The organism is Chromobacterium sp. HL1, from assembly GCF_057418835.1.
The window spans coordinates 1,075,747-1,101,723 of sequence record NZ_CP162399.1 but is presented as its reverse complement, the minus strand read 5'-3'; the positions used below and the strand labels follow the sequence as shown (position 1 = coordinate 1,101,723).

General features: G+C 63.4%; 23 protein-coding genes, 3 tRNA genes and 1 riboswitch. Of the genes, 14 read left to right on the top strand and 12 right to left on the bottom strand.

The window, feature by feature from the left end:
- Positions 1–126: 126 nt before the first annotated feature.
- The 3 genes from AB1Z25_RS05245 to ygfZ all read right to left on the bottom strand — a co-directional run bounded on the left by AB1Z25_RS05245 (position 127) and on the right by ygfZ (position 3,445).
- The gene (locus AB1Z25_RS05245) at positions 127–1,833 is read right to left on the bottom strand and encodes a hypothetical protein (protein ID WP_107798410.1); all 1,707 of its coding nucleotides are present in this window, start codon (positions 1,831–1,833) and stop codon (positions 127–129) included.
- Positions 1,834–1,999: 166 nt separating this feature from the next.
- Entirely contained in the window at positions 2,000–2,305 is a 306-nt protein-coding gene (locus AB1Z25_RS05240) for an H-NS histone family protein (protein WP_048414938.1), read from the bottom strand.
- Between the two features lie 102 nt (positions 2,306–2,407).
- A complete protein-coding gene (gene ygfZ, locus AB1Z25_RS05235; protein ID WP_486636738.1) occupies positions 2,408–3,445 on the bottom strand; it encodes a CAF17-like 4Fe-4S cluster assembly/insertion protein YgfZ in 1,038 nt (345 codons plus the stop codon).
- A gap of 195 nt (positions 3,446–3,640) precedes the next feature.
- Here ygfZ and AB1Z25_RS05230 point away from each other — a divergent pair.
- The 6 genes from AB1Z25_RS05230 to AB1Z25_RS05205 all read left to right on the top strand — a co-directional run bounded on the left by AB1Z25_RS05230 (position 3,641) and on the right by AB1Z25_RS05205 (position 6,189).
- Positions 3,641–3,716: transfer RNA gene (locus tag AB1Z25_RS05230), tRNA-Asn, on the top strand.
- Between the two features lie 34 nt (positions 3,717–3,750).
- A tRNA-Asn gene (locus AB1Z25_RS05225) sits at positions 3,751–3,826 on the top strand.
- 27 nt (positions 3,827–3,853) lie between these two features.
- Positions 3,854–3,929 (top strand) — tRNA-Asn (locus AB1Z25_RS05220).
- Positions 3,930–4,018: 89 nt separating this feature from the next.
- Complete coding sequence (locus AB1Z25_RS05215) at positions 4,019–4,867, top strand: DMT family transporter (RefSeq protein WP_486636737.1); 849 nt, start codon at positions 4,019–4,021, stop codon at positions 4,865–4,867.
- 74 nt (positions 4,868–4,941) lie between these two features.
- On the top strand, positions 4,942–5,397 hold the full coding sequence (gene mscL, locus AB1Z25_RS05210; RefSeq protein ID WP_107798407.1) for a large conductance mechanosensitive channel protein MscL: 456 nt from the start codon (positions 4,942–4,944) through the stop codon (positions 5,395–5,397).
- A gap of 38 nt (positions 5,398–5,435) precedes the next feature.
- Positions 5,436–5,618: riboswitch (yybP-ykoY riboswitch) on the top strand.
- 1 nt (position 5,619) lies between these two features.
- Complete coding sequence (locus AB1Z25_RS05205) at positions 5,620–6,189, top strand: TMEM165/GDT1 family protein (protein ID WP_107798406.1); 570 nt, start codon at positions 5,620–5,622, stop codon at positions 6,187–6,189.
- A gap of 65 nt (positions 6,190–6,254) precedes the next feature.
- On the opposite strand, the gene AB1Z25_RS05200 is transcribed toward AB1Z25_RS05205, so the two are convergent.
- The 3 genes from AB1Z25_RS05200 to AB1Z25_RS05190 form a co-directional block, all read right to left on the bottom strand.
- A complete protein-coding gene (locus AB1Z25_RS05200) occupies positions 6,255–8,075 on the bottom strand; it encodes a methyl-accepting chemotaxis protein (protein WP_486636736.1) in 1,821 nt (606 codons plus the stop codon).
- A 199-nt stretch (positions 8,076–8,274) separates the two neighbouring features.
- Positions 8,275–8,874 carry a methyltransferase domain-containing protein gene (locus AB1Z25_RS05195; RefSeq protein WP_486636735.1) on the bottom strand — a complete coding sequence of 200 codons (600 nt, stop codon included), beginning with the start codon at positions 8,872–8,874 and terminating at the stop codon, positions 8,275–8,277.
- Between the two features lie 15 nt (positions 8,875–8,889).
- Positions 8,890–9,279: a DUF1289 domain-containing protein gene (locus AB1Z25_RS05190; protein ID WP_486636734.1), complete on the bottom strand. Its 390-nt coding sequence runs from the start codon at positions 9,277–9,279 to the stop codon at positions 8,890–8,892.
- Between the two features lie 94 nt (positions 9,280–9,373).
- Between AB1Z25_RS05190 and AB1Z25_RS05185 the strand changes: the two genes are divergently transcribed.
- Entirely contained in the window at positions 9,374–9,625 is a 252-nt protein-coding gene (locus AB1Z25_RS05185) for a hypothetical protein (RefSeq protein ID WP_107798402.1), read from the top strand.
- Positions 9,626–9,680: 55 nt separating this feature from the next.
- On the opposite strand, the gene AB1Z25_RS05180 is transcribed toward AB1Z25_RS05185, so the two are convergent.
- Both AB1Z25_RS05180 and AB1Z25_RS05175 read right to left on the bottom strand, forming a co-directional pair.
- On the bottom strand, positions 9,681–10,970 hold the full coding sequence (locus AB1Z25_RS05180; protein WP_486636733.1) for an NAD(P)/FAD-dependent oxidoreductase: 1,290 nt from the start codon (positions 10,968–10,970) through the stop codon (positions 9,681–9,683).
- Between the two features lie 115 nt (positions 10,971–11,085).
- Positions 11,086–12,264, bottom strand: coding sequence for an ABC transporter ATP-binding protein (locus AB1Z25_RS05175; RefSeq protein WP_107798400.1), 1,179 nt, complete (start codon positions 12,262–12,264; stop codon positions 11,086–11,088).
- 648 nt (positions 12,265–12,912) lie between these two features.
- On the opposite strand from AB1Z25_RS05175, the gene AB1Z25_RS05170 reads away from it, so the two are divergent.
- The 3 genes from AB1Z25_RS05170 to sbcB all read left to right on the top strand — a co-directional run bounded on the left by AB1Z25_RS05170 (position 12,913) and on the right by sbcB (position 16,017).
- Positions 12,913–13,701 carry an alpha/beta fold hydrolase gene (locus tag AB1Z25_RS05170; RefSeq protein WP_107798398.1) on the top strand — a complete coding sequence of 263 codons (789 nt, stop codon included), beginning with the start codon at positions 12,913–12,915 and terminating at the stop codon, positions 13,699–13,701.
- 30 nt (positions 13,702–13,731) lie between these two features.
- Positions 13,732–14,520: an enoyl-CoA hydratase-related protein gene (locus AB1Z25_RS05165; protein ID WP_486636732.1), complete on the top strand. Its 789-nt coding sequence runs from the start codon at positions 13,732–13,734 to the stop codon at positions 14,518–14,520.
- Between the two features lie 81 nt (positions 14,521–14,601).
- Positions 14,602–16,017: an exodeoxyribonuclease I gene (gene sbcB / locus AB1Z25_RS05160; RefSeq protein ID WP_486636731.1), complete on the top strand. Its 1,416-nt coding sequence runs from the start codon at positions 14,602–14,604 to the stop codon at positions 16,015–16,017.
- A gap of 364 nt (positions 16,018–16,381) precedes the next feature.
- Here sbcB and AB1Z25_RS05155 read toward each other — a convergent pair whose 3' ends face one another.
- From AB1Z25_RS05155 to AB1Z25_RS05145, 3 genes are all read right to left on the bottom strand, one after another.
- Positions 16,382–16,657, bottom strand: a complete 276-nt coding sequence (locus AB1Z25_RS05155) for a hypothetical protein (protein ID WP_486636730.1) — start codon at positions 16,655–16,657, stop codon at positions 16,382–16,384.
- On the bottom strand, positions 16,654–17,697 hold the full coding sequence (locus tag AB1Z25_RS05150; protein WP_486636729.1) for a DMT family transporter: 1,044 nt from the start codon (positions 17,695–17,697) through the stop codon (positions 16,654–16,656). Before AB1Z25_RS05150 ends, AB1Z25_RS05155 begins: the two co-directional genes overlap by 4 nt.
- A 170-nt stretch (positions 17,698–17,867) precedes the next feature.
- Positions 17,868–19,583 carry a PAS domain-containing protein gene (locus AB1Z25_RS05145; RefSeq protein ID WP_486636728.1) on the bottom strand — a complete coding sequence of 572 codons (1,716 nt, stop codon included), beginning with the start codon at positions 19,581–19,583 and terminating at the stop codon, positions 17,868–17,870.
- A 418-nt stretch (positions 19,584–20,001) separates the two neighbouring features.
- Between AB1Z25_RS05145 and AB1Z25_RS05140 the strand changes: the two genes are divergently transcribed.
- From AB1Z25_RS05140 to miaA, 4 genes are all read left to right on the top strand, one after another.
- Entirely contained in the window at positions 20,002–21,471 is a 1,470-nt protein-coding gene (locus tag AB1Z25_RS05140; protein ID WP_486636727.1) for an aldehyde dehydrogenase family protein, read from the top strand.
- A gap of 49 nt (positions 21,472–21,520) precedes the next feature.
- Positions 21,521–23,230 (top strand): choline dehydrogenase, encoded by a 1,710-nt coding sequence (gene betA / locus AB1Z25_RS05135; RefSeq protein ID WP_486636726.1) that lies wholly within the window; start codon positions 21,521–21,523, stop codon positions 23,228–23,230.
- Between the two features lie 23 nt (positions 23,231–23,253).
- Positions 23,254–23,514, top strand: a complete 261-nt coding sequence (locus tag AB1Z25_RS05130; protein WP_107798390.1) for a CBU_0592 family membrane protein — start codon at positions 23,254–23,256, stop codon at positions 23,512–23,514.
- Between the two features lie 215 nt (positions 23,515–23,729).
- Positions 23,730–24,707, top strand: coding sequence for a tRNA (adenosine(37)-N6)-dimethylallyltransferase MiaA (gene miaA, locus AB1Z25_RS05125; RefSeq protein WP_486636725.1), 978 nt, complete (start codon positions 23,730–23,732; stop codon positions 24,705–24,707).
- A gap of 4 nt (positions 24,708–24,711) precedes the next feature.
- Here miaA and AB1Z25_RS05120 read toward each other — a convergent pair whose 3' ends face one another.
- The gene (locus AB1Z25_RS05120; RefSeq protein ID WP_235089705.1) at positions 24,712–25,929 is read right to left on the bottom strand and encodes a M23 family metallopeptidase; all 1,218 of its coding nucleotides are present in this window, start codon (positions 25,927–25,929) and stop codon (positions 24,712–24,714) included.
- Between the last annotated feature and the right edge of the window lie 48 nt (positions 25,930–25,977).

Here is a 25,977-nt window from a genome sequence, read left to right as displayed (position 1 = left end):
TTGATGCGGCAAGCAATATCCGAAAGGGGTATTTGCCGACACGCCTCAACCACCCCGCCGAACCATGAAAAACGGGCCGAAGCTTAGCTTCGGCCCGTTCTCAATCTCACCTTTAATGATGGAAAGTCACGGCATAACCGGCAACTTTTCCAAAGCCTGGACCAATTCCACCTCGATCAAGCACCAATCGCTGCCCTTATCCATCACCTTGCCCAGAGAGAGCTGGAAATGCTTGCCCTTGGCCGTCATGTAGAATTCCTTGCCCAACACATATAAGGATAACGGCAGCAATAAGGCGTTCACTACCTTGCCCGAGCGCTGGCATGGCACGAACAAGGCGATATGCCCGGCCAGCCAAACCTGTTCAGGCGGCAGCGTGGGATCGATCAGCCTCACATCGGTTGGCCGCAGCGAAGCCGCCACTGGTCTTCTACTCAGGGTTTCAACCCCGAGGTAGATCTGATCCGCCGAATTACGCTTCACTCGGCGCACCACGCCCAGACTCCATCCATCCACCGATTTCTCGCGAAAACCGATCAAGGCGCCCAGGCCCACCCATTCGTTCCCCATCGCCCCCAAAGTCACACCCAGTCCGGTTTGGCTGACGTTGTCGACTTCCCAGCGCGAAAACTCTTCTTTTGCCGGCTGAGAAACAGCCTCCCCGCCCAAGGCAAGCCCAGGCATCGGCGCGCCCTTGTCCCGCTTCCTGGTGGTAACGAAGCCATAAATACGGATATTGGCCGCATCATCGAAATTACCGTCTTCCAGCGCGCCTGTTTGCTTGGCCTCGTCCACGACCCGAATCAAACGGTGCAGCACGGGCAGGCGATACGCCACTTCTATGCTCTGCCCGGAAACGGGCACCCGCTCCGCCCTTTCAAAACGCATTTGCTGGGGGGCCCACTCCCGCATCAAAGCGCGCAAGGTATTCGCGTCTATGCCCGGTTCCATCATGCGTTTAATTTCAGGCGGCACTCTGCCGGCGTCCAATACAATGCTCCAGCCATGCAGGATTTCGACCAGATCCGTTGTCCCCCAGTAGCGCGCGGCTTCGTCCACCAGGCCGCCCGACGCTCTTGCCGCGGGATGCGGTCCTTTTAAAGAGACCACAAAACTCGAATGTTCCGCGCAAGCCCGGGTTAATGACATACGGTTGCTAAGCACTTGCAGCAATTGATAGGCGAAGTGCAATTGCCTGGCGCTGAGATTGCCCCCGGTCAGCACGGCGAGCATATGCAAGATGAGGAATTGATCCTGAACCGTCGTCGCAGGCTGACCATCGCCGAACAGAAACACCGGCACGGAATCGCAACCATGATGCTCGGCGAACCAATATAGCTGGTTGACCCCCAGCCAAAACGCCTCTTCCGGATTAAAGCTTCGAACCCAATGCCAACGCGCATGCTCGCCAAGATAGAACATCATCCGCGACAGCACGATGGGCAGCAGCGTCAGCACCTTGGCGCCTTCAACGGAATCGGCGTCGACCGTCAGCACATGCTGATAACTATCGATGAAGCATTTGCCGTACGCCAGTATCTGGCTTCGCAATTGCGCTTCCAGCGCCTTGGGCATGCGCGTATTCAGCAAGTATTGCGCGCAGAGGTTTTCGTGCAGCGATTCGGTCTCTTGATTGAGCGCCAGCAGCGCTTCGACGCGATCCACCGAGATATTGTGCCAATCCAACTCCAATGGCGACAGCAAGGCCACCACGCGCTCATGCGCGGCCGCCCCATGCTCCTTCTTCAAAGCCGCCACGAACTCCCTGGCCGCTTCCGCGCTGGCCAACGGGTCGGAGCGACCTTTAGCCCCTCTTGAAAAAAAATCCAGCATAGCCGCCCACTCTCAAGACAATGTCAGCACATTTCAATCACTACGCGAAACAGCTTGAACGCTACATCCATTTATAGCAAGCCGCAAGCCGGCCCGCTGGCCGTCGGACAAAGAAAAAGCGCCCATGACAGGCGCTTTCGAAATTCATTGCAAACCCGCAGTTTGCTTAGATAGCCAGAGCGTCCAGGGCTTTGCCGCTGGAGATCCACTCTTGTACCCACACCGGCTTACGGCCGCGGCCGGTCCAAGTCAGTTCCGGGCTGGCCGGGTGACGATACTTGGCTTCCACCGGCTTGCGCACGCCGCCGGTTTTGCCCAGCACTTCCTCCACGCTCAGACCATAAGCGCGAGCAAGTTCAATGATTTGTTTCTTGGCTTTGGACTTTTCTTCGCTTTCGCGGCGCTTGATTTCAGCTTCGACATCGGCGCGCAGAGCCACCAGCTGAGTAAAATCCAATTTCGACAGTTCCATTAGCATGTTCCCAAATATATTGTAAGAGTAGTGGTGCGTTACAGATGATAATGTAGCCAAGCCTTTCCACTCAAGTCAAGGAAACAAAACAGAAATTATCAATTAATTCTCAGCCCCCTCATTCAAGGAATAGGGCAGCTCCAGTTGTTGAAGCCTTATTGTGTACGCCTCGTCAGCGTAAATACCTTCTTCCCAGGCTTGAAATTGAACCACGGCCAAGCCTTCATATTGATCCGGCGCCACTTGGCAAACCGCAGCCACCATGCCAATCGACTGCCCCGCCACGGACGGGCTATAGAGTTTGGCACCGATGGCGAGCGGCTGTTTAAATGCCACTTTGAACATGCGGCGCTTCATTTTCCCCAAATACTGCGACCTGGCGACGATTTCCTGCCCCGGGTAACAGCCTTTCTTAAAGCTTACCCCGCCAATCAATTCCATATTCGCCATTTGCGGCACAAACTGCTCCTGAGTCGCCAGGCTGACCCAAGGGATGCCCGCGTCAATATCCCGCCAGTCCCAAACGCTGGAGGACACCAGGCTCGCCGCCTCCGTCAGCCTTGCGCCAAGCTGCTCTGCGCCGGCTTCATCCACCGCCAGCACCCAGCCCGCCCCGGGCAGGCCTATCAACAGGCCCAATTCCACTCGAATCATTTCACGCGGCCCAACGCTTGCCGCCAATGCCGGCTCAATGGCCAGCGTATTCAGCGCCGTCGCGCCCGCAAGGCCAATCAAGGTCAGATTATCCGCAATGGATACCTTCACCTTGGAGCGCAAGACAAACATGCTCAGGCGCTTGGCCACGTATTCGGCCAGATCCGCCGACACCGCCAGGCAATAAACGCCGTCGCTCCGCCAAACCAGGAAGCTGGCCAGCATTCGCCCTTTGGCTGAAGAGTAACTGCTGTACTGGGCATGGCTTTCGTCCGACAACTCCCGCACATCGCTGGAAAGCTGCCCTTGCAAAAAGGCCTCCGCGTCCTCTCCCGCCACCTGGATGATTTTATGCTTATCCAGAACCGATATTGCGGCGCCTGCGCGCAAAGACTCCAACTGCCGCAAATGAACATTCATTTCCGCCGCATCTTTATTTGCCCGCTCCGCGCGCGCATCCAGCCTGAGCTTACCGTCCAGATTCATTTAACCCACCTCAAAAACGCGGCTATTCCCGCATTGTCAACAAACGAAATTTTAACGCGCCGCCGCCTCCCTTCGCCAGCGGTGAATTGCGGGCGTCAACGCCGCGTCCAAGCCGCCCGACGGACGCAAGCGATTTTCAGCCGCGCAAGTGTTGACAGCCCGACAGGCTGAAGCTATAGTTCGCCCTCACTCAAATCCCTGATAGCTCAGTTGGTAGAGCGACGGACTGTTAATCCGCAGGTCGCAGGTTCGAGCCCTGCTCGGGGAGCCACTCCGGCCCAGTTTGAGAATTGCTTGTTTTCCATTCCCTGATAGCTCAGTTGGTAGAGCGACGGACTGTTAATCCGCAGGTCGCAGGTTCGAGCCCTGCTCGGGGAGCCAAAACAAGCCCGCATCACCGCATTATGATCCCTGATAGCTCAGTTGGTAGAGCGACGGACTGTTAATCCGCAGGTCGCAGGTTCGAGCCCTGCTCGGGGAGCCAAAATTTCAAAAGCCACAATCTCTGGATTGTGGCTTTTTCCATTTTCGCTTCCGTTTTACAATCGGCCCACCCTCCCCATTGGAATAATAATGATTTCCAGACCGATTGCCTTTGCCGGGGGCGCCATCCTGCTCTGGGCCTCTCTGGCCGCGCTTGGCGCTCAAACACGCTCGCTCCCCCCTTTCTTCGTCGTCGGCGTCTGCCTGCTGATCGGCAGCCTGCTCAGCCTGCGCCATTACCGCGACTGGAAAGTCCCGGCGCCCACCCTGCTGGTGGGGATCTACGGCTTGTTCGGCTATCACTTCCTGCTGTTCTTCGCGTTTCGGCACGCGCCGGCGATGGAAGCCAATCTGCTGAATTACCTGTGGCCGCTGCTGATCGTCATGCTCTCCCCCATCTTGGTGCCGGGCACCGTGCTGCATGGCCGCCACATCCTGGCCGGTGCGCTGGGCTTCAGCGGCGCAGCGCTGATCGTCAGCGGGGGCAAGCTCGCCTTGTCCAGCAGCCATCTCGCCGGTTATCTGCTCGCCATCGCCGCCGCCGTGGTGTGGTCCACCTTCAGCCTGCTGACCCGCAGGCTGCCCAGCTTTCCCAATAGCGCGGTGGGCGGCTTCTGCCTGCTGTCCGGCCTGCTCTCCTTGCTGTGTCACGCCCTGTTCGAACCCAGCGTCGCCCCCAGCGCCGGCCAATGGCTGGCCCTGATCCTGCTCGGCATCGGGCCGATGGGCGGCGCCTTCTTTCTATGGGACCGCGCGCTGAAGGAAGGCGACCCCAGGCAGATCGGCTCCCTGTCCTACGCCACGCCGCTGCTGTCCACCTTGCTGCTGATAGGCAGCGGCCAGGGTCAATTGAACGCCGTCGCTCTGACCGCCATCGTGCTCATTCTTGGCGGCGCCTTGCTTGGCAGCCTGCCCGTCCGCTCACGCTCAGCCGCCTGATAGAAAGACCCGCGGTGGAGCGACGGCGACCGAATGTCCTATAATGCTTAACGCTATTTAAACAGAGGCCAACCATGTCCATTATTAAAGAATTCAAAGAATTTGCCATGAAAGGCAATGTCATCGATCTGGCGGTCGGCGTCGTCATCGGCGGCGCTTTCGGCGCCATCGTCAAATCGCTGGTCGACGATGTGATCATGCCCCCAATCGGCCTGTTGATCGGCAACGTCGATTTCTCCAATATGTTCTTCGTGCTAAAAGAAGGCAGCAAACAGCTTGGGCCTTATGTGTCCGTGGCCGCGGCCAAACAGGCCGGCGCCGTCACGCTGAATATCGGTCTGTTCATCAATGCCATGGTCAGCTTCACCATCGTGGCTTTCGCCATCTTCATGCTGGTCAAGGCCATCAATCGGCTGAAGCGCGAAGAACCGGCCGCCGCACCGGCCCCCGCCACCAAGGAATGCCCGTTCTGCGTGTCCAGCATTCCGGAAAAAGCTTCTCGATGCCCGCAGTGCACGTCTCAACTCTAAGAGCGGAGATTGCCCCGCTACGCCAACTGATTTAGAATCGGCTGGTTCTGGGGGAGTAGCCTCGGCGCGGTTTTCAGCGCCGGCATGCGTCAACAGGCTTGGCCATCGCGGCCATGGCGCATGCGACGAAAACTTCCGTTTGGCAAGACCCATGACATGTCTGCGCAACGCGGGGCTGCGGCGCGGGCTTGTCATGGCGTATGCGCAGCCCCCGGAGTTTTCATGGAAGCCTTCCTTATTTCCACCGGCATCGTCGCTTTGGCTGAAATCGGCGACAAAACCCAATTGCTCGCCCTGATGCTGGCCGGCCGCTACCGCAAACCCATGCCCATCGTTCTGGGCATCTTCGTCGCCACCTTGCTCAATCATTTCGCCGCCGCCGCGGTGGGTCACTGGCTGATGAGCAAGATAGGACCGGACTTCATGCGTTGGGGCTTGGGTCTTTCCTTTCTCGCCATGGCGGGCTGGATGCTGATTCCGGACAAGCTGGATGAAGACAGCCGGCTCATGGAGCGCTTCGGCGTGTTCGGCACCACCTGTATCGCTTTCTTTATCGCGGAAATGGGCGACAAGACGCAGCTGGCCACCGTCGCGCTGTCCGCGCGCTTTCCCGAGGCCTTGCTGTTGGTGGTGGCCGGCACGACGCTGGGCATGATGCTGGCCAATGTGCCCGCGGTGCTCTTGGGCGAGGTGGCCGCGAAGAAGCTGCCGCAAAAGCTGGTGCACACCGTTGCCGCGCTCTTGTTCGCCGGCCTGGGCATTATCACCCTGCTAAGCCCGTTGCAGATCTGAGGCAACGCTCAAAACAAAACGGAGGCCGCGGCCTCCGTTTTGCTTTCCTGCCGACCTGCCCCGCTTCAAGTCCGAGCGGCTCCGCGCCCAAGCGCCTCCAACAGCTGCTCCGGGTTGAAGCCCAGGCGAAAGCCGCCCCAATGCTTGCCGGACAACATGATGGGCAGCACCACTTCCGACAGCACCTCCCCGGTGTCGCGGGTATACGTCTGCAGCAGGAAAGACTGCGTGCTGCGCGCGGCCCGCAAACCGGCGGCATCGGCGAACTTGCGCTTGTCGCGGCTGTTGATCAGGTCCTTGGCCGCATCTCCGCTCAAGGGCTGGCTATACCAGCTATTGTGGGTCGGCGCGTAGCCGTTGGTGTCCACCGCCAGGCAGAACACGCCGCCGGGCACGGACTTGGCGGCGCGGTCGTACACCGGCTGCATCAGTTTTTCCAGCTTGGCGTCGTACTGAGTGCGGAACTTGGCCGGCTTGGCGCCGGCGATGGGCTGGTAATTCTGATCGAACAGCGCCACGCCCGCGGCCAGTTGCGCGGCCATCATGGTTTGCAATTCATCCCGCGCCTCGCGGGCCGTTTGCATGATCTGGTCGAACTCGCCCTCGCCCAGAATGAAGCGCGCCACCAGTTGCTGCACCTGCTCCGCCGCGCCGGACAACTTGGTGGCCGAGTCTTCGGTATGGTTCAGACGGTCCGTCACCTGATGGCCCAGTTCGTGGATTTCCGCCACATGCAGATTGACCTGGCCATTGGAGGCGACGAACTCCGACATGGTGGCGGCGATCTGGCTGAGACTGCTCGCCGTGGTTTCGAAGTCTCCCATCATCTTGCTGAAATGGTCGGACGCCTTGGAGACGATCTCCCGCGCCGACTTGGTGTCCTCGGTGATCTGCGCGGTTTCCACCTGGGTTTCCGACACCAGCCCCAACATGCCGTCGATATTATGCGAAATCTCGTCGGTGGCCTTTTTGACTCGCTCGGCCAGTTTGCGCACCTCATCGGCCACCACGGCGAAACCGCGTCCGCTCTCGCCGGCCCGCGCCGCCTCTATCGCGGCGTTCAAGGCCAGCAGATTGGTCTGGTCCGACACGTCCTTGATCAGATCGACAATAGTCTTGATGCTGGAGGAGCGCTGACTCAGATCATCCACCGTGTGATTGAAATGCCCCACTTTCTGGTTGATGCCGTAGATGCTCTCCGCCACGGATTTGAGTTCGGCGTAGGACTCCCGCGCCACATCCAGATTGGCCAGCGTGGTGGACGAGATCGCCTGGGTTTGCTCAGTGACCTGGCCCACGCCCTCGGTGCTCTGATCGCTGGCGGCCCGGACCTGCGTCGCCAGCTGATCCTGCTTGCGCGCGCCCTCCAGCGATTCGACCACGTTCTTGCGGGTGCGCGCCGAATCCATCGCGATCCGCACCGTCATCAGCCGCACATTGCTGATGATCTCGCGCATTTTCAGCAGGAAACGGTTATACGACAGCGACAATTCGCGGATTTCGTCATGGGTGATGGTGGGAATGTCTCTGGACAGATCCCCCTCGCCGGCGCCGATTTCATTGAAAATCCGGATAATCATTTTCAGCGGTCTGACGATGAGAAAGCGCAGATACCAGACCATGAAGGCGATGAAAGCGACGCTGACCGCCCACAGCGCCATCGTCCAAAACAGCGCGCCGTCGATGCTGGACTCGATGCCGGCCAACACCTGGGGCGAAGCGACCTGCCCTTTCAGCGAACTCCGTATGTTTTCCAGCACATAATAAACATAAGCCACCATGCCCAGCTGAAACACGCTGATGAAAAAGAAACTGCACAATTTCTTGGTCAACGTATCCCAGAAAGTCTTTTCCACCAGGGTATACACGCGCCAGAACCACTGCATGACTTCTCCTCTTGCTCCGCAATCCCGTTCAGCGGCTGGTGCCGGCCCCGCGCCCTCCGGCGCTTCGGGCCCGCCCGTCGCTGTTATCTAGAATTATTGTTGTTTATTGACTTCAGTCAGCCATGCTAAGCGATAGCGGCCTTGTTTTTGGAATAGTTGGCTGACTATTGATTATCATCAAATAGGCCATGTCAATGTATTACAAATCCCCGTTTCCGTGTTGCCTTCTCCACACCATCCAGCACTCCCGACCGCCAAACACCGGCACGCCCTCCGCCTGCGGCGCGCAACTCTCCAACACGAAAGCCGGCTCCAGCAAAGCGCTCAAGGCCGGCATGCCCAAGCCGAACGGCGGGCCGCGCGGCGTGTCCGCGATAAAGAACACTCCAAGCAGCGCGCCGCCGGGGCGCAATAAGCGCGCCATCTTTTCCGCATAGCGGGCATGCAGGCGGGGCGGCAACGCGCAGAGAAAGGCCCGCTCGAACACCATGTCGAAAGACGGCGTTTCCTCAACGGCGAAAAAGTCCGCCTGCCGAATATGGGCGGCCGCCTGCGGCCACTGCGCGCGAGCGATCTCCACCGCCTGCGCGCTGAAATCGACGGCCAGCACCTGATGGCCGCAGTCCAGCAACAGAGGCAAGTCTCCAGCGCTGCCGCAGCCGGGCAGCAAGATTCGACTGGCAGGCTGAGCTTGGAAAAACGCCAGGGCCTCCGGACTCAGCCGCGCGCCCTCCCAAGGCGTCACGCCGTCGCGATAACGCACATCCCAAAACTCGGTCAAAGAACTGTCCTGCGCCATCGCCTTCCCCTCGTTCTATTCAACGCCCGCCTGCTCGCGCAAAAAGGCGGCCACCTGCGCCGGACTCCAGCCGGCGCAATCGCGCTGACACGCCGGCTCTCCCGCCCGCAGCCAACGCAGGCAGTTCCCCTCCATGCGGAACCACAAGGGCAGGCAGGGCACGCTCATCCACTCGCCCCCGTCCTCGCCCTGATGAAGCTCCGGCAGGCAGGAGAACACCGCGGCGATCTTCAATCCGCGCTGACGCAGCGGCAGCTGCAACCACACCCGCTCCCGCTCCTCCGCGTCCATGAAGCACCACTGCGAGATCTCGTCGAAGCTGCGCGCGCAGCCGCGGCAGATATCGTCGCCCACCGCGGTGGAACACACGGCGATGCAAGGCGAATCAGGGCGCTCCGGCGTCATGCCCCGCCCTTGAAACAATAATGTCATATTTCTTGACGCGCCAAACTAAAGTGTCAGATAAATGAATAGTCATAAAAATAAAATATCCGCTGTCATGACCCGCAATGAAACCTTGATTTTCCGCACCTTACGCCTGCTGCAGACCATGCACATCCAGTATCTGGACGAACACAAACTGTTTCAGGCGCTCTCGCGCGAATCCGGCGGCGAATACAGCGCGGCCGACGTTCACGAGCACCTAGTCTACATGCAGCAAAACGGCTTGCTCAAACCCGTCCGCACTGCGGACAACCATACCGCCTACGCGTTGGATTGGGGCGGCTACGATTATCTGGACCCCACCTGAAAAATAAAAAGGCAGCGCGAAGGCTGCCCAGGGTCCGCGGCGCGGCGGCGCCCGCTTATAAATAATCCCGCATCCGGAAATAAGCCATGCCCAGCACCAAGGCCGGCGTGCGCAGCCATTTGCCGCCGGGGAAGGGATTATGACGAATCTTGGCGAACAGGTCGAAGCGCGAAGCGTCTCCGGCCACCGCCTCCGCCGCCACTTTGCCGGCCAGGCCGGTGATGTTGACGCCGTGCCCGGAAAAGCCTTGCAGATAATAGACATTGCCGTCCAAACGGCCAAAGTCAGGGGCGCGGTTCACCGTGATGTCGCAAAAACCGCCCCAGGCATAGTCGATCTTGACGTCGGCCAGCTGCGGAAACACCCGCAGCATATCGCTGCGCATGCCGTCGGCCAAATGGGCCGGCTCGCGTCCGGAATAACTGACCTTGCCGCCGAACAATAAGCGGTGGTCGGCGGACAGGCGATAGTAATCCAGCACGAAATTGGTGTCGCACACCGCCATATCGTTGGCGATCAAGGCCTCGGCCCGCTCCTTCCCCAAGGGCTCGGTGGCGATCACATAAGTGCCGGCCGGCATGATACGCCGTTCCAGCTCAGGCACCAGCGCGCCGATGTAGGAATTGCAGGCCAACACCAGCTGGTCGCAATTGACCACGCCCCGATCCGTCGCCACTTGCGGCCGCGCCCCCCGCTTCAGACGCAGCGCCGGGCTTTGCTCGTAAATGGCCACCCCCGCCTCGCGCGCGGCGCGGGCCAGGCCCAGCGTGTAGTTCAATGGGTGCAGATGGCCGGAGCGCGGGTCGTACAGCCCGCCCTGGTAGCGATCGCTGGCCAGCCGGGTCCTGAGTTCGTCCCGGTCCCACAGCTGCATGCCGCCATAGTCATAGGCCTGCGCCGCCTCTCGCTGCCAGTCCTCCAACTCCTGCATATGCCGCGGCTTGACCGCCACGCTGACATAGCCGCGCCGCCAATCGCAATCGATGCCGTGGCGGCGCACCCGTTGCTCGATGATGTCCACCGCCTCCACCGACATGTCCCACATCTGCTTGGCCAGGCTGTCGCCCAATTGCGCGCGCAGCGTGTCGACGCCGCAAGCGAATCCGGAAATCACCTGTCCGCCGTTGCGCCCCGAGGCGCCGAAGCCGATTTGCGCGCCCTCCAGCAGCGCCACGGAGAATCCGCGCTCGCGCAGATTCAGCGCCGCCGACAAGCCCGCCAGCCCGCCGCCCACCACGCAGACATCGCAGTCGACGACGCCTTCCAGCGCCGCCCCGGGCTCCCAGGGCAGAGCGGTGGCGGCGTAATAGGATGGAGCGTGAGCCTGATGGGCAAAGCTAAGCATGAAGACCTCTCAATGAAAACAGGAATGGCGGCCAAAGCCGGGCGGACCAAACGCCTCGGGAAAGAGAAGAAAAAGCGGATGCCATGCGGCATCCGCTGCGGCGCGTGCGTGGGCGCTAGCGCGTCAACACCACCGGTACATCCTGGCGCCAACTGACGAAGACCGGATCTCCCCAGGTCGGCGCAGTTTCGCCCGCATCATACCAGCGCGAAGACGGCACCACTGATTTGACGACCTTGCCGCTGGCCAGTTTCACGTGATAGATGGAATAACTGCCCAGATAGGCGATGTCCTCCACCACGCCGGCGGCGACATTGGGGCCCGCCGGCAACGGCTTGATGTCCAGCCTCACGTCTTCCGGCCGAATGCTGGCCCAGACGTGCATGCCCTTGGGGCCGGTAATCCCGTGGTCGATGCGGATGTCCCCGCCCAGCTCCGGCGAGCGCACTTCGACCAGGTCCGGCTCGTCCACCACCACCGCGCCCTCGAAAATATTGCTCTCGCCGATGAATTCCGCGGTGAAGCGACAGCTGGGGTAATCGTAAATTTCGGACGGGGTGCCCACCTGCAACAAGGAGCCTTCGCTCATGATGCCGATGCGGCTGGCCATGGTCATCGCCTCTTCCTGATCATGGGTCACCATGATGCAGGTCACGCCCACCTGTTCGATGGTATTGACCAGCTCCAGCTGGGTCTGCTGGCGCAGCTTCTTGTCCAGAGCGCCCAGAGGTTCGTCCAGCAGCAAGAGCTTGGGCCGCTTGACCAGGCTGCGCGCCAGCGCCACCCGCTGCTGCTGGCCGCCGGACAATTGATGCGGCTTGCGGTTGGCGTACTTGCGCATCTGCACCAGATCTAGCATCTTGCCCACCCGCTCCGCGATCTCCTCGCGCGGCACCTTGTCCTGTTTCAGGCCAAACGCCACGTTCTGCTCCACCGTCATGTGCGGAAACAAGGCGTAGCTCTGGAACATCATGTTCACCGGCCGCTCGTACGGCTGCAGGCCCTGCATGTCCTCCCCGTCCAGGATGATGCGGCCAGAAGTCGGCGTCTCCATGCCCGCCAGCATGCGCAGCAAGGTGGACTTGCCGCAGCCGGAGCTGCCTAGCAGGGCGAAGATTTCATTTCTGCGGATATCCAGATCCACATGATCCACCGCGACATGATCGCCGAACTTTTTCAGTACGCCGGCAATGCGCAGATAAGCCTTGTCGGCGTCGGCCTGGGTTCCGGCGGCCTGGGCGTTGTGGGCGGAAAAAGCGGCCTGGGCCGGTTTGGCGGCAATAGCTTGCGTCATTGAGTCGTTCCCTCTATTGCAATTCCGCAGCGGCGCGGGCCGGCTGCGTCCGCCGCGCGGGCCTCGTCTCGAGGCGGCGCGGCGGCAATCGAATGCCTTGCTGGATGATCGCGCCGGCCAGGGCCCGCGCGCATGGGTTCAAGAATCCGTCCGGCGTCCCGCGCCGGCCGGCGGTCCCGCCGCGAGAGCGCGTGGCCATGCCGCCACCGCCGTGCCTATTGCCAACATGATGTCTCCTCTGTACGGCGCTTAATGCGGACACGGCCCGGCGGCCGCGACGACGGCGAGCGCCCTTGTCGTTTTAGTCTTGAACAGAAGCCTATGCCACGTTTAATAAATTTGACAATATCTAGTGCAAACGCTCTCGAAAATTTATCGCCTCTGTGGCGCGCGCGCCTCACCCAGGCTGGCCGGTCAAACCCGAAAACCCGGCCCTTTTGCCTAAGACGCCGGCGGCGAAAACCCCACCATCATTGTTTAATTCGTCAAACACTTTACCCTTTTCCACCGCAGGCAGACCGGCGCGCGCGGCGCCGCGTCCTCGCCACGCGTCCGCGTCGCCAGCAAATTGCCCCGCAAACGCCGACGCGCTCTAGAATGAAGCATGCATGTTGACGCCGCGCAACGCCTGACCAAAGGAATACCGCCATGCCCTATGCCGAAATCGCCGGACACAAGGTCTATTACGAACTCAGCGGACAGGGCGCCCAAGTTCTGGCGCTATTCAACGGCATCACCATGTCCACCGCCGCCTGGGCCCTGCTGCAGCCGCAGCTGGAACCGCACTTCCAGCTATTGCGCTTCGACTTTCTCGGCCAAGGCCAAAGCGACCGCCCCGGCGGCGACAAATATCCGCTCAGCGAACAAGCCGACCTCGCCGCCGGTCTGTTGAATCATTTGGGCATTGCGGAGGTCTATCTCACCGGCTTGTCTTACGGCGGCATGGTGGCGCAGCACTTCGCCCATCGTCATCCCGAGCGCGTGTCGCGGCTGCTGCTGGCCGCCACGCTGGCCTGGGCCGACAGCGTCAACAACCATATCAGCGACAGCTGGATTGCGGCCAACCGCAGCGGCGGGCTGGATTTGCGTTACGCGGTCAGCGTGCCCTGGCTGTTTTCCAGCCGATTTCTCGCCAGCAACGCCGCCATGCTCGACGATATGAAGCTGATCGCCGGCATGGTGGACTGGGACGCGGTGATACGTCTGATCGCCGGCGTCACCGAGCACGACGCGCGCACCTGGCTGCACGAGCTGAGCATGCCCTGCCATATACTGGTTGGCGACGAAGACCGCCTGACGCCCTTGTATCAAGCCGAACTATTGCGCGAACGGCTGCCCGGCGCGCAGCTGGAAATTCTGCCGGGCACCGGCCATGTATTGCACATCGAGGCCGCGGACGCCTTTGTCCGCAGCATTATCCGTTTTGGCCACGGCTGAAACGGCCATCATCAGAACAAGGAGAACCGAATGACCGCCGAGTCCGTTTTGCTTGCCGTTGATTCAAATGGAATCGCCACCATCACCCTCAACCGCGCGGAACTGCTGAACGCGCTGGACGACAGCAGCGTCGGCCTGCTGACCGCGATGCTGGAAACCCTGGCCGAAGACGCTAGCGTGCGCGCCGTGGTGCTGACCGGCAGCGGCATCAGCTTTTCCGCCGGCCATGATATTGACTGGATGCGACGGATGGCCGGTTTCGGCCGCGAGGAACTGGAGCGCCACGCCCGCCTGCTGGCCAAGCTGCTGCGCACGCTGGACACCTTGCCCAAGCCCACCATCGCCAAGATACAGGGCTCCGCCTTCGGTCTGGGCGCGGGGCTGGTCGCCTGCTGCGACGTGTCCATCGCCAGCTCCGAAGCGCTGTTCAGCTTCTCCGACGTCAAGCTGGGCGTGATCCCCGCGCTGGTGGCGCCCTATATGGTCCGCGCCATCGGCGAGCGCTCGACGCGCCGCTACTTCATGACCGCGGAGCGTTTCAACGCCGGCAAGGCCAAACGCCTGGGGCTGGTGCATCAGGTGGTGGAAAGCGATGAGCTCGACATGGCGGTGGACTTCCTGATCAACCATCTGCTGATCAACAGCCCGGCGGCGATGCTGGAAGCCAAGCGGCTGCTGGCCGACATCGCCGGCCTGGGCGTCGGAGAGGACGGCATGGAAATCTGCATCCAGCGCATTGTCGCCATCCGTCTGAGCGAGGAAGGCCGCGAGGGCGTTCAGGCCATGCTGGAAACGCGCAAGCCCTCGTGGATGGATTAACAAGCGGCGGGGAACGGCGCGGCTGGCCCTGCCGCGCCATGGGTGCGACAATGCGGCCAACTTCACCGCATTGTTGCCGCCATGTCCAACCACAGCTTCTTCTGGCACGATTACGAAACCTTCGGCGCCGTGCCGCGCCAGGATCGCCCCTCGCAGTTCGCCGGCATCCGCACCGACGCCGAGCTGAATGAAATCGGCGAACCGGTCATGCTCTACGCCCGGCCCGCGCCCGATTACCTGCCATCTCCGGTGGCCTGCCTGCTGACCGGCATCACCCCGCAATGGTGTTTGCAGCACGGCGTGGCCGAGCACGAATTCGCCGGCGTGATCGAACGCGAGCTGGCGACGCCGGGCACTATAGGCGTCGGCTACAACTCTATCCGCTTCGACGACGAAGTCACCCGCTTCCTGTTCTGGCGCAATCTGATGGACCCCTATGCGCGCGAATGGCAGAACCAATGCGGCCGCTGGGATCTGCTGGACCTGGTCCGCGCCACCTTCGCGCTGCGCCCGGACGGCATCCAATGGCCGCAGCACGAGGATGGACGCCCCAGCTTCAAACTGGAGCATTTGAGCGCCGCCAACGGCCTGGCGCACGAAGCCGCCCACGACGCCCTCTCCGACGTGCGCGCCACCATCGCGCTGGCGCGCCTGATCAAACAACACCAGCCCAAGCTGTTCGACTTCTATCTGTCGCTGCGCAAGAAAGACGCGGTCAAGGTCCAGCTCAGCCTCCACGCGCCCAAACCCGTGTTGCACGTTTCCGGCATGTACGGCGCCGAGCGCGGCAATATGGCCGTGGTCTGGCCGCTGGCGGCCCACCCCTACAACGCCAACGAGGTGATTGTCTGGGACTTGGCCCACGACCCTCGCGAACTGCAAGGCCTGGGCCCGGACGCCATCCGAGAGCGCTTGTACACCCGCAGCGAAGATTTGCCGGAAGGCGTGCAGCGTTTGCCGCTCAAAACCGTGCACATCAATAAATCGCCGTTCGTGGTCGCCAACCTCAAGGTGTTGAGCCCGGAGCGCGCCGCGCACTGGGGCGTGGACATGGAGCAGGTTCAGCGCCACGCCGACTACGCCGGCGCGCTGCCGGATCTGAGCCCGGTCTGGCGCAAGGTGTATAAGCGCGAAACCGGCGAGCCGCGCGACGTCGACGAAAATCTCTACGGCGGCTTCGTCTCCAACAACGATCGCAAAGTGCTGACCAAGCTGCGCCGCATGTCGGCCGACCAGTTGACCGGCGAGATGGCCTTCTTCGAAGACCCGCAGCTGGCCGAACTCTTGTTCCGCTACCGCGCGCGCAACTTCCCGCGCTCCCTGTCCGGCGAAGAGCAAGAACGCTGGCAGACATGGCGTCAAGCCAAGCTCAACGGCGGACCCGGCCGCGATGTCCAGCAATTCCGCCAGGAACTGGAGGAAGCCCGCGCCGGCGAGCTGAGCGAAAAAGCGCAAGACGTGCTGGCGCAGCTGGAAGCCTACGCCGCGCAACTGTAAAGTCGGTTCAAAGCCTGAGAGCAAGGGCGGGACAAGCCCTTGCGGCGGAGAAAACGGAATGCGCGCGCGGCGCAGGGCCTGCCTTCAGAGCTATAACGTTCTCACATAACGCCTGGCGACGAATAAAGCCGCCAGACTCAAACCCACAATCACAACCATCGCCAGCGTGGATGCGCCTTCATAACCCCAATAGTCGGACATGCCCTTCTCCTTAAAAGCGGTTCAATGTCTGCCGCGCGTCGGCGAGATGGCTAGAACGGGGCCTTGAACCCGTCTTCGACATGCTCATGCGCCACGAGTACATTCCGCCTTCTAGCCGTTATCGTCTTGTCTCGCTCTTGCTCGCGAGGCTTTGCGCGGGCATCTAGACCAAACCGGTCTGCCGCATGCGCTCCAGCCCGAACTCGCTGACCCGATAATTGAACAGCAGGCGCGCGCCCTCCTCCTGCCAACGCTCGCATAAGGCCACCACCAGACCGCTGGCGCTCAAATCCGCCAGGCAGGCCCTCACCATGCCCAGCCAGTAGGCGTCTTCCGGTTTGTGGTACTCCCGGCAAATGCGCCGGGCCAGATCCACGTCCCACAAGCCCGGCTGCCTGGCCAAAGCCTGCAGGATAAAACCCTTGATGTGCACCTTCACGCCCTGCCCTCCACATTGCGCACCGCGCCGGGATGGCGCTCGCTGTCCGACACCATGACGAAGCCGCCCAGAATCACCAGGGCCAAGCCAATCAGAAAATGCCACTCGGGAAAATTCAAAGTGAACGCGGCGGTGAACAAGGTGGCGAACAGCGCGTAGAAAGCGCCGATCGCCTGGCCGCGCCCAACGCCGATCAAGGGAAAGGATTTGTACCAGGCCACGGCGCAGAAAGCGAAACTGAGCCCGCCCACCGCCAGATAGAGCATAGGCCGCCACGACCACAGCTCGCCGGCCAGCGCATACACCGGCAAGGGCGTCAGCCAGGCCAGCGCCGGCAGAATCAGCAGCAGCCAATACAGGGCCTCGGCCAGATAGCGGATCGCCACCCCGCAATCGGGATCGGTCACATCCATCGCCCGTCCGACGATGGCGCCCTCCAGTCCCCAGCCCAGCGCCGCCAGCGCGCCGCCCAGATAGCCCAGCCAGCGCGCGTCGCCGTCGCCGCTCAGGTCCCCAAGCAGGCCCGGCGCGTAAATCGCCGCTCCGCCCAGCACGATGACCGCGATGCCCAGCGCCGCGCGCCGGTCTATCCGCTCGCGGTACCACAAACGCGCCAAGGCCGCGCCCACCACCGGATACAACAGGCCCGCCACCGCGGCGAACACCGCGCCCACATAACCCATCGCCAGATATGAGCCGAAATTGGCCATCAGGCCGCCCAAGACCGCGGCCAGGAAATACCACTTGGAAATGCCACCGAAGCGCCATAGCGTGCGGAAGAAGTCGGCCAGCTTGCCCAAGGCCGCCAGCCACAACAATTGAAACGCCGCCACCAGGCAGGCGTGAAAGGCCGTCAACACCGCGGCCGCCATCAGAAACCACTCGGGCCGCCCCCGCGTCAGCCCGGCCAGCGGCGCCTCGTGCCACACCGCGGCGCCGGGCACATACCATGCGCCCCACAACACCGCCGCCCACAAGGCCCAGCCATAACCCCAGCGGGTTCGGCGGCGAAGATACCGCTGTCTGTGCATGCTGTTCATAGCGCGTCAGCTCCTGTTGTCGGACGCCGCCCAAGCTTCCAGCGGCGCCTATTCTGGGTTCGAACGCAACAAGACGAAATCCATCTGCCTTGCCAGACGAGGGCCAAAAATTACCATAAGTTAATTTTTTCACCAACAGTCAATTAGTCCACACCCGGCCGCGGCCGAGATCAGCGCGCGCCCAAAGCGCCGATCAGGCGGCTGAGCGCGCCGTCGCTCCCGCGCTGCGCCACCAGCGACAAGACCAGCGGCAAAGTCTTGCCGCCCTCGCCGTGCCACGACACATCCAGCTGCGCGCGGCTGGAAATATTGAAAATCGCCTCCAGGCTGTCCAGCCATCCCTGCCGCGAGGCGATGCGCAAACCGTCCAGAAAGCGCTGCTCCGTCGTCTCCTCCAAAGCCTCGCCGAACAATAGCCGCGCGGCCTGCGGCGACAAGCGCAGCCGCCCGGCGCCCAGATCCCATTCCCAACTGGCCATGCCGATGGACTGCAGCGCCAATTCGCTGCGCAACCGGGCCTCCTCCTGCGCGCGGCGCGCCTCGCGCCGCGCGGCCACCTCCTCCACCGCGGCGATCAAATGCCAGGGCTCGCCGCTCACCGGGTGACGGCTCAGCGAGGCGCTGACGTTCACCCAGACATGGCCGCCCTGTTTGCGCAGCAAGCGTTTCTCCAGCGAAAAACTGGCGACCTCTCCGCTCAGCAGCTGATCCAGCCGCAGCAGATTGTCCTCCAGGTCGTCGGGGTGGGTCAGTTGCTGGAAGCTCATCCCCTCCATCTCCCACGGCGCGTAGCCCGTCATCTCGGCCAGACGGCGATTCACCTTGAGCCATCGACCATCCAGGCCCAGATGCGCCAGGCCCAGCGCCGCCTGCTCGAAGACCTCGCGGAAACGCTCCTCGCTTTCGCTATAGGCCACCGCGGCTTGCCGGCTGTCGGTGACGTCCTGAGCCGCGCCTATCATGGCCTCCGCCCGCCCTTCCCCGTATAGAACCTCGCCCTCCTCATGAATCTGGCGGCGGCGGCCGTCCGGCAGCAGGATGCTGTACTCCACGCAATAAGGCTGGCGCTCATCGATCGCCCGCCGGATGGCCCGATCGATGCGATCCCGGTCCTCCGGCGCCATCGCGGCGAAGTAACGCTCCATCGTCACCTTGAAGGCCTGCGGCTGCCAGCCGAAAATCCGGTAAGCCTCATCCGACCAGATGCAGTCGTCCTTGCGCACATCCCAGAACCAACTGCCCAAATGGGCGATGGACTGCGCCTTGTCCAGGATGGCCTGGTTCTGACGCAAGGCCTGCTCGGCCAGGCAACGCTGGGTGATGTCGAAGCTGACGCCTATCATCTTCACCGGACGGCGGTCGGCGTCCAGCACGCAGGTGGCGCGCGAGGCGATCCATCTCGTGTCGCCCGCCGGCCAGCGCACGCGGAACTCGGCCTCGTAAGCCGCGCCGGAGTTCAGGCACGCCTCCAGTTTGGCGCGCAAGGCCGGCGCGTCGGCCGGATCCAGCGCCAGCCAGAAATCGGACAGCAGGCGCACCGGGCGGCCAAACAAGTGCTCGGCGTTGGCGGAGTAAGCCACCGCGTCGCTCAGGATGTTCCACTCCCAGGTGACGATGCCGGACACCTTCTGCGCGAACTTCATCCGCGCTTCGCTTTCCATGATCTCCGCCAGATGCTTGCGGCGGATCTCGGTCAATTGCGCATCCGTCGTCGTCGCCGTCGCCAGATCCAGCACCGCCTGCTCGCCGTAGCGCAGCCAGATCCAGTTCACGCCCAGAAAATCCGCCAACACCCGCAGTTTGCGATATTCGATTTCCCCGCCGCGCGTCCATTTGTGCACGGCGGCAGACGATACGCCCAGGGCTTCCGCCACCTGTTTAAGCATGACGCGCTTGCGCCCCAGCACCTCCTTCAGGCGGGTGGCGAAGGTTTCATCCCCGACGGGAACAAGGGTTTGGCTAACTTGATTTGACGACACGCAACTGGTCGCGGCGACGGCCGCGCCTCCTGGGTAATTGAATGCGAATTCGGCGCGCCGATGCGCGCGCGCCACAGCCTGCGGCTGTCAGCCGGCCATGTTAACTCAGGCCGGAAAAATCCCGAAGCAAAGCAAAAGCCCGACAGCCAAGCAAGCCAGGCCGGCCTCCGGCCCGGCTTGAACCTCGCCGGCATAGCCAAACTCAATACATCCATCATTGCCATAGCCGATTACGGATTGCCGGCCGCGCCGAATCGACACTACAATTAAACCAAAGGTAAATTTATTTACCAATGGTTAATTTCATCTCTTGCGTGAGGCTGCCATGATCTCTACCCAGCTCTTCATCGATGGCCAATGGCGCGACGCCGCCAAGGGGCAAACCCGTCAGATTCTCAATCCCTGCGATGAAAGCGAGATCGCGGTCGCCGCGGACGGCGGCCGCGCCGATGCGCAGGCCGCCATCGCCGCCGCCCGCGCGGCGTTTGATCACGGCCCCTGGCGGCTCGTCACCCAGCGCCAACGCAGCCGCCTACTGCTGGACATCGCCCAACTGGTGGAGCGCGACAGCGAGCGCCTCGCCGAGCTGGAGACGCTGAACACCGGCAAAACCCTGAGCGAGAGCCGCACCGATATGGGCGACATCGCCGCCACCTTCCGCTATTTCGCCGGTCTGGTAGCCACCGAGAACGGCCAGGTCAACCCGGCGCCCGAGCAGGTGATCAGCCGCACCCTGCACGAGCCGGTGGGCGTCTGCGGCCTGATCACCCCATGGAACTACCCCTTGCTGCAAGCGGCCTGGAAGATCGCGCCGGCGCTGGGCGCCGGCAATTGCGTCGTGCTCAAGCCCAGCAGCCTGACCCCGCTCAGCAGCTGGCGCTTCACCCAGCTGCTGACCGAGCTGGATTTGCCGCCGGGCGTGTTCAATCTGGTCAGCGGCGGCGCCGAGGCCGGCGCCGAACTGGCGGAGCATCCCGACGTGGATCTGCTGTCCTTCACCGGCGGCGCTCAGGCGGGGGCCAGCATCATGCGCGCCGCCAGCGCCAACTTCAAACGCATCGGCCTGGAGCTGGGCGGCAAGAACCCCAACATCGTCTGCGCCGACGCCGACCTCGACGCCGCCGTCGACTACGCGCTGAACGCCGCCTTCTTCCACGCCGGCCAGGTCTGCTCGGCCGGTTCGCGGCTGCTGCTGCAAAACGAGATTCACGACGACTTCGTGAACCGGCTGGCGGAACGGCTGCCGCACATCGTCGTCGGCCCCGGCCAGCAGCCGGACACTCAGATGGGGCCGGTGCAGTCCGCCCAGCAGCACGACAAGATCCTGAGCCTGATCTCCGCCGGCGTGGAGGAAGGCGCCCGCCTGGTCTACGGCGGCGGCCGCCCGGACGGCGAACGCTATCGCAAAGGCTATTGGCTGCAGCCCACGCTGCTGGTCGACGTCCACGCCGACATGCGCATCGCCAAAGAGGAGATTTTCGGCCCGGTCATCACCGTGGAGCGCTTCCGCGACGAGGCCGAGGCGCTGCGGCTGGCCAACGACACGCCCTACGGCCTGGCGGCGGCGGTGTGGACGCGGGATCTGGCCCGCGCCAACCGCATGAGCCGCGCGCTGCGCTTCGGCACCGTCTGGGTCAACGACTACCACCCCTATTTCCCCGAAGCCCCCTGGGGCGGCTTCAAATCCAGCGGCATCGGCCGCGAGCTGTCGCGCATCGGTCTGGACGAGTACACCGAGCTCAAGCACAGCTACATCAATCTGGCGCCCAAGCCGATGGGGTGGTTTGGCGCCTGAGGGTCCATTCACCCGGTACCGCCTTCGTTCACCGATAAGGAGAATCAAGATGAGCACCACTCAGGAATTCGACTACATCATCGTCGGCGCCGGCTCCGCCGGCGGCGTGCTGGCGGCGCGGCTGAGCGAAGACAGCGGCGTCAAGGTGCTGCTGCTGGAAGCCGGCGGCCCGGACTGGCGTCTGGACTGGCGCACCCAGATGCCGGCGGCCCTCGCCTACCCCTTGCAAGGCCGCACCTATAACTGGGCCTATCTGACCGAGCCTGAGCCGCATATGGGCGGACGCCGCATGGCCCAGGCGCGCGGCAAGGGCCTGGGCGGCTCCTCGCTGATCAACGGCATGGTCTATATCCGCGGCAACGCGCTGGACTACCAGGGCTGGGCCGAGTTGCCCGGGCTGGGCGACTGGAGCTACGCCGACTGCCTGCCCTATTTCCGCAAGGCGGAAAGCTACGACAAGGGCGCAAACGACTACCACGGCGGCGACGGGCCGCTGCACGTCACCACGCCCAAGGCCGGCATCAGCCCCTTGTTCGAAGCCTTCATCCAGGCCGGCGAACAAGCCGGCTACGCCCGCACCGACGATCTGAACGGCTATCGTCAGGAAGGCTTCGGCCCCATGGACCGCACCACCACCGCCCAGGGGCGGCGCTGCAGCGTGTCGCTGGCCTATCTGGACGCCGCTCGCGACCGCGCCAATTTCTCCGTGCGGACCCGCGCGCTGGCGGACCGCATCCTGTTCGACGGCGCGCGCGCCGTCGGCGTGCAATACCTGCAGGGCGGCCGCAGCCATCGCGTTCGCGCCCTGCGCGAAGTCATCGTCTGCAACGGCGCGATCGCCTCGCCGCAGTTGCTGTTGCGCTCCGGCGTCGGCGACGCCGCCGAACTCGGCCGACACGACATCGGCGTGGTCGCCCACCTGCCCGGCGTGGGCGCCAATCTGCAGGACCACCTGGAAATGTATCTGCAGTACGAATGCCTGCGTCCGGTGTCGCTATACCCGTCCTTGCGCTGGTGGAACAAGGCCCGCATCGGCGCTCAGTGGTATCTGAACGGCAGCGGCCCGGGCGCCAGCAATCACTTCGAGGCCGGCGGCTTCATCCGCAGCGACGAACGCTTCGCCTTCCCCAATCTGCAATACCACTTCCTGCCGCTGGCGGTGAATTACGACGGCAGCCACGCTGTCAAGATGCACGGCTTCCAATGCCACGTCGGCTCGATGCGCTCGCCCAGCGTCGGCCACGTCAAGCTGGCCAGCCGCGACCCGCGCGACAAGCCGCTGCTGCAATTCAACTATATGGCGCACGACACCGACTGGCGGGAGTTCCGCGCCGCGGTGCGGCTGACGCGCGAGATTGTCGGCCAGCGCGCGCTTTCCGCCTTCCGCGGCCGGGAAATCCAGCCGGGCGACAAGGTCGCCAGCGACAGCGAGATCGACCGCTTCGTCAAAACCCACGCCGAAACCGCGCTGCACCCGTCCGGTACCTGCAAGATGGGCAGCGCCGCCGATCCGACGGCGGTGGTGGATCATCAGGGCCGCGTGCACGGCCTGACCGGCCTGCGCGTGGTGGACGCGTCCATCATGCCGCGCATCGTCACCGGCAATCTGAACGCGCCCACCATCATGATGGCGGAAAAGATCGCCGACCTGATCCGCCAACTGCCGCCGCTGCCGCGCTCGAACGCGCCGTTCTACCAGGCCGGCGGGGATCGAGACGCCGTCGCCGAAACGGCCGCGGCGCAAACCGCCCCCTTGTAAACGCCACGGCCCAAGGAGCCCATATGTACGACCTCATCGGCCTGATCGGCGTCATCAGCTATCTGGGCGCCTACTTGGGCAACCAGCTATTGGGCCTGCGCACCTCGGACCCTCGCTACTTCGCCTTGAACCTGATCGGGCCGGTCTGCATCCTGATTTCGCTGTCCAACCACTTCAACCTGGCGTCCTTCGTCAATCAGTGCATGTGGTTTCTGATCACCCTGGGCGGCTGGTGGCGCGCCAGCCGCCGCCGGGCGCTGCCGGCGCCCGAATCCGGGGCCTGAGCGCGTGTTTACCCTCTAGCGAGACCAGGCCTTGCGGCGGGAAACGCGGAAGCCACACATGGCGCACGGGCATTTTGCAGACGGTTCCAAGGCCCATGCCCACGCCATCCCGTCGACGCGCAGCCCATCGTCGACACCTTGCGTGTCCTGGGCGGCACTGTCCGCCCATGGGCCGCTTATGCGACAATCCGTCGATTGAACCGCAAGACCCGCCCATGAACGATACCCCGCACGCCATCCTGCTGATGGGCCCCACCGCCTCCGGCAAAACCGGCCTGGCGCTGGAGCTGGCCCGCCATTTTCCGGTGGAGATCATCAGCGTCGACTCCGCGCTGGTCTATCGCGACATGGACATCGGCACCGCCAAGCCCAGCGCGGCGGAAATGGCGCAATGCCCGCACCATCTGATCGACATCATCAGCCCGCTGCAAAGCTATTCCGCCGCCCAGTTCCACGCCGACGCCAACCGGCTGATCCGCGAGATCAACGGCCGCGGCCGGCTGCCGCTGCTGGTGGGCGGCACCATGCTGTATTACAAGGCCTTGCTGGAGGGCTTGTCCGACCTGCCGCGCGCCGACGCGGCGCTGCGCGCTCAGCTGGACGCCGACGCGGCCCAGGCCGGCTGGCCGGCGATGCACGCGCGGCTGGCGCAGCTGGACCCGGACACCGCCGCCCGCCTCAATCCCAATGATTCGCAGCGCATTCACCGCGCGCTGGAAGTCTGCCTGCTCAGCGGCGAGCCGATGTCGCGGCTGCTGGCGCGCGGCAAGGAAGCCGCGGCGGATTTTCGCCTGCTGTCGCTGGGCCTGGTGCCGGCGGAACGAGGCTGGCTGCACCAACGCATCGCGCAGCGTTTCGAACTGATGCTGGAACAGGATTTCCTGGCCGAAGTGCGGCGTTTGCGCGCCGCCTATCCGGCGCTGACGCTGGAGCTGCCGTCGATGCGCTGCGTCGGTTATCGCCAGGCCTGGGAATACCTGGACGGCGTCGGCGACAAGCAAACCTTCATCGACAAAGGCGTCGCCGCCACCCGCCAGCTGGCCAAGCGCCAGCTGACCTGGATGCGCAGTCTGGACCTGGTGCCGGTCAACGCCCAGCGGGACGGCCTGGCCGAACAGCTGGGCGCCGCCGTCGCCGCCTTCCAGGCCGGCGAGCCCCTGCCCGCCGGCCTGCGTTTCGACGGCGTGTATTAATCGCTCACCAGGGCCGGCTGGCCGACGCGCACAGCGGCACCACCGGCCCGTTGCTGCCGGTGTCCAGGAAGCCGTCGCTGATCCAGTCGCCGCCGCGGGTGCGGTTCCACACATCGGTGCGGCCCCACACCCCCTCCACCGCCTCGGCGCGCACATGGCACTGCAAGGCGACGCTGTCGCCGCGGCTGACCGCGCCGGTGATGCCGGCGCTCAGGCTGGGCGCGCTGCGCAGGTTCACCCTTCCCTCGCCCTTCGCCGGCGTCGCCACGCCGCTGGCGCCGGCCGGCGCGCCTCCGCCGCCGTAATTGTTCAGCAGGCCGCCGACATTGACCCGCGTCCCGTTGCGCAAGGCATAGCCCTGATAGGCGCGGTTGCCGGCGAAGAACTGCCAGCCGCCGAACAGCTTGCCGTTCACCGGCTCGGCCCGGCCCTGATACAAGAGGGAGAAATGCACGTGCGGGCCGGTGGTGCTGCCGCCGCACGGCAGGCCATTGCCTATGGTGCCGAGATACGCGCCCGGATTGACCCGCGTCCCGTCCGCCAGCGTGTTCAGATTGATCATATGGTAGTAAGTGGACGAGAAGCCATTGTCGTGCACCAGCTTGACCAGGCCGCTGCCGCCGCGCACGCAGCTCTTGTAGATCACCCCGGCCTGCGGCGCCAACACCCTGCCGTCGCCGCCGGCGAAGTCGATGGAATCGTAAGGCTGGCTTTCCCCGCTATAGCCGTGCGGGCCGCCGGTCATGCGCCAGGCCGCGCCTTGCCGCCACGGCAGGCCCAGACCGGTGGCGTTGGGCGCGAACGGCAAGCCCGGCCTGGCCGACTGGCTGCCCCAGGCGCGGCGCTCGTCCGCGTTGAGCCAATCGGCCGGCGCCAGGCTCAGCATCGCGGCGAAGCCCGGGCTGCCTTCCAGTTCCAGCGTCCAGCCCTGCGCGTCGCGGCGCGCCAGGAACAGCCTGGACACCGGCACATGATCCATCGCCGCGATCGTGGTCATCGTCGGCAGCGGCTGGGTCACCGATCCCAGCACCCAGCCGCCGTCGGCGCTGTCGCGGTTGACCTCCACCAGCATGTCCAGCATCTCCCCCTTGGCCAGCGGCAGCATGGGCTGCAAGGCCTTGACCGCCGCCTGGCGCAATAAGGGGTCCGGCTGCTTTGATTCCGCCTGCGCGCCGCCGGCCAAGGCCGCCAATACGGCCATCATCAGAGCTGCTTGTTTCATTTCTGGCTCCATTCCTGGTTGGGAAAAACCAAAGCGACGCAATGCCAA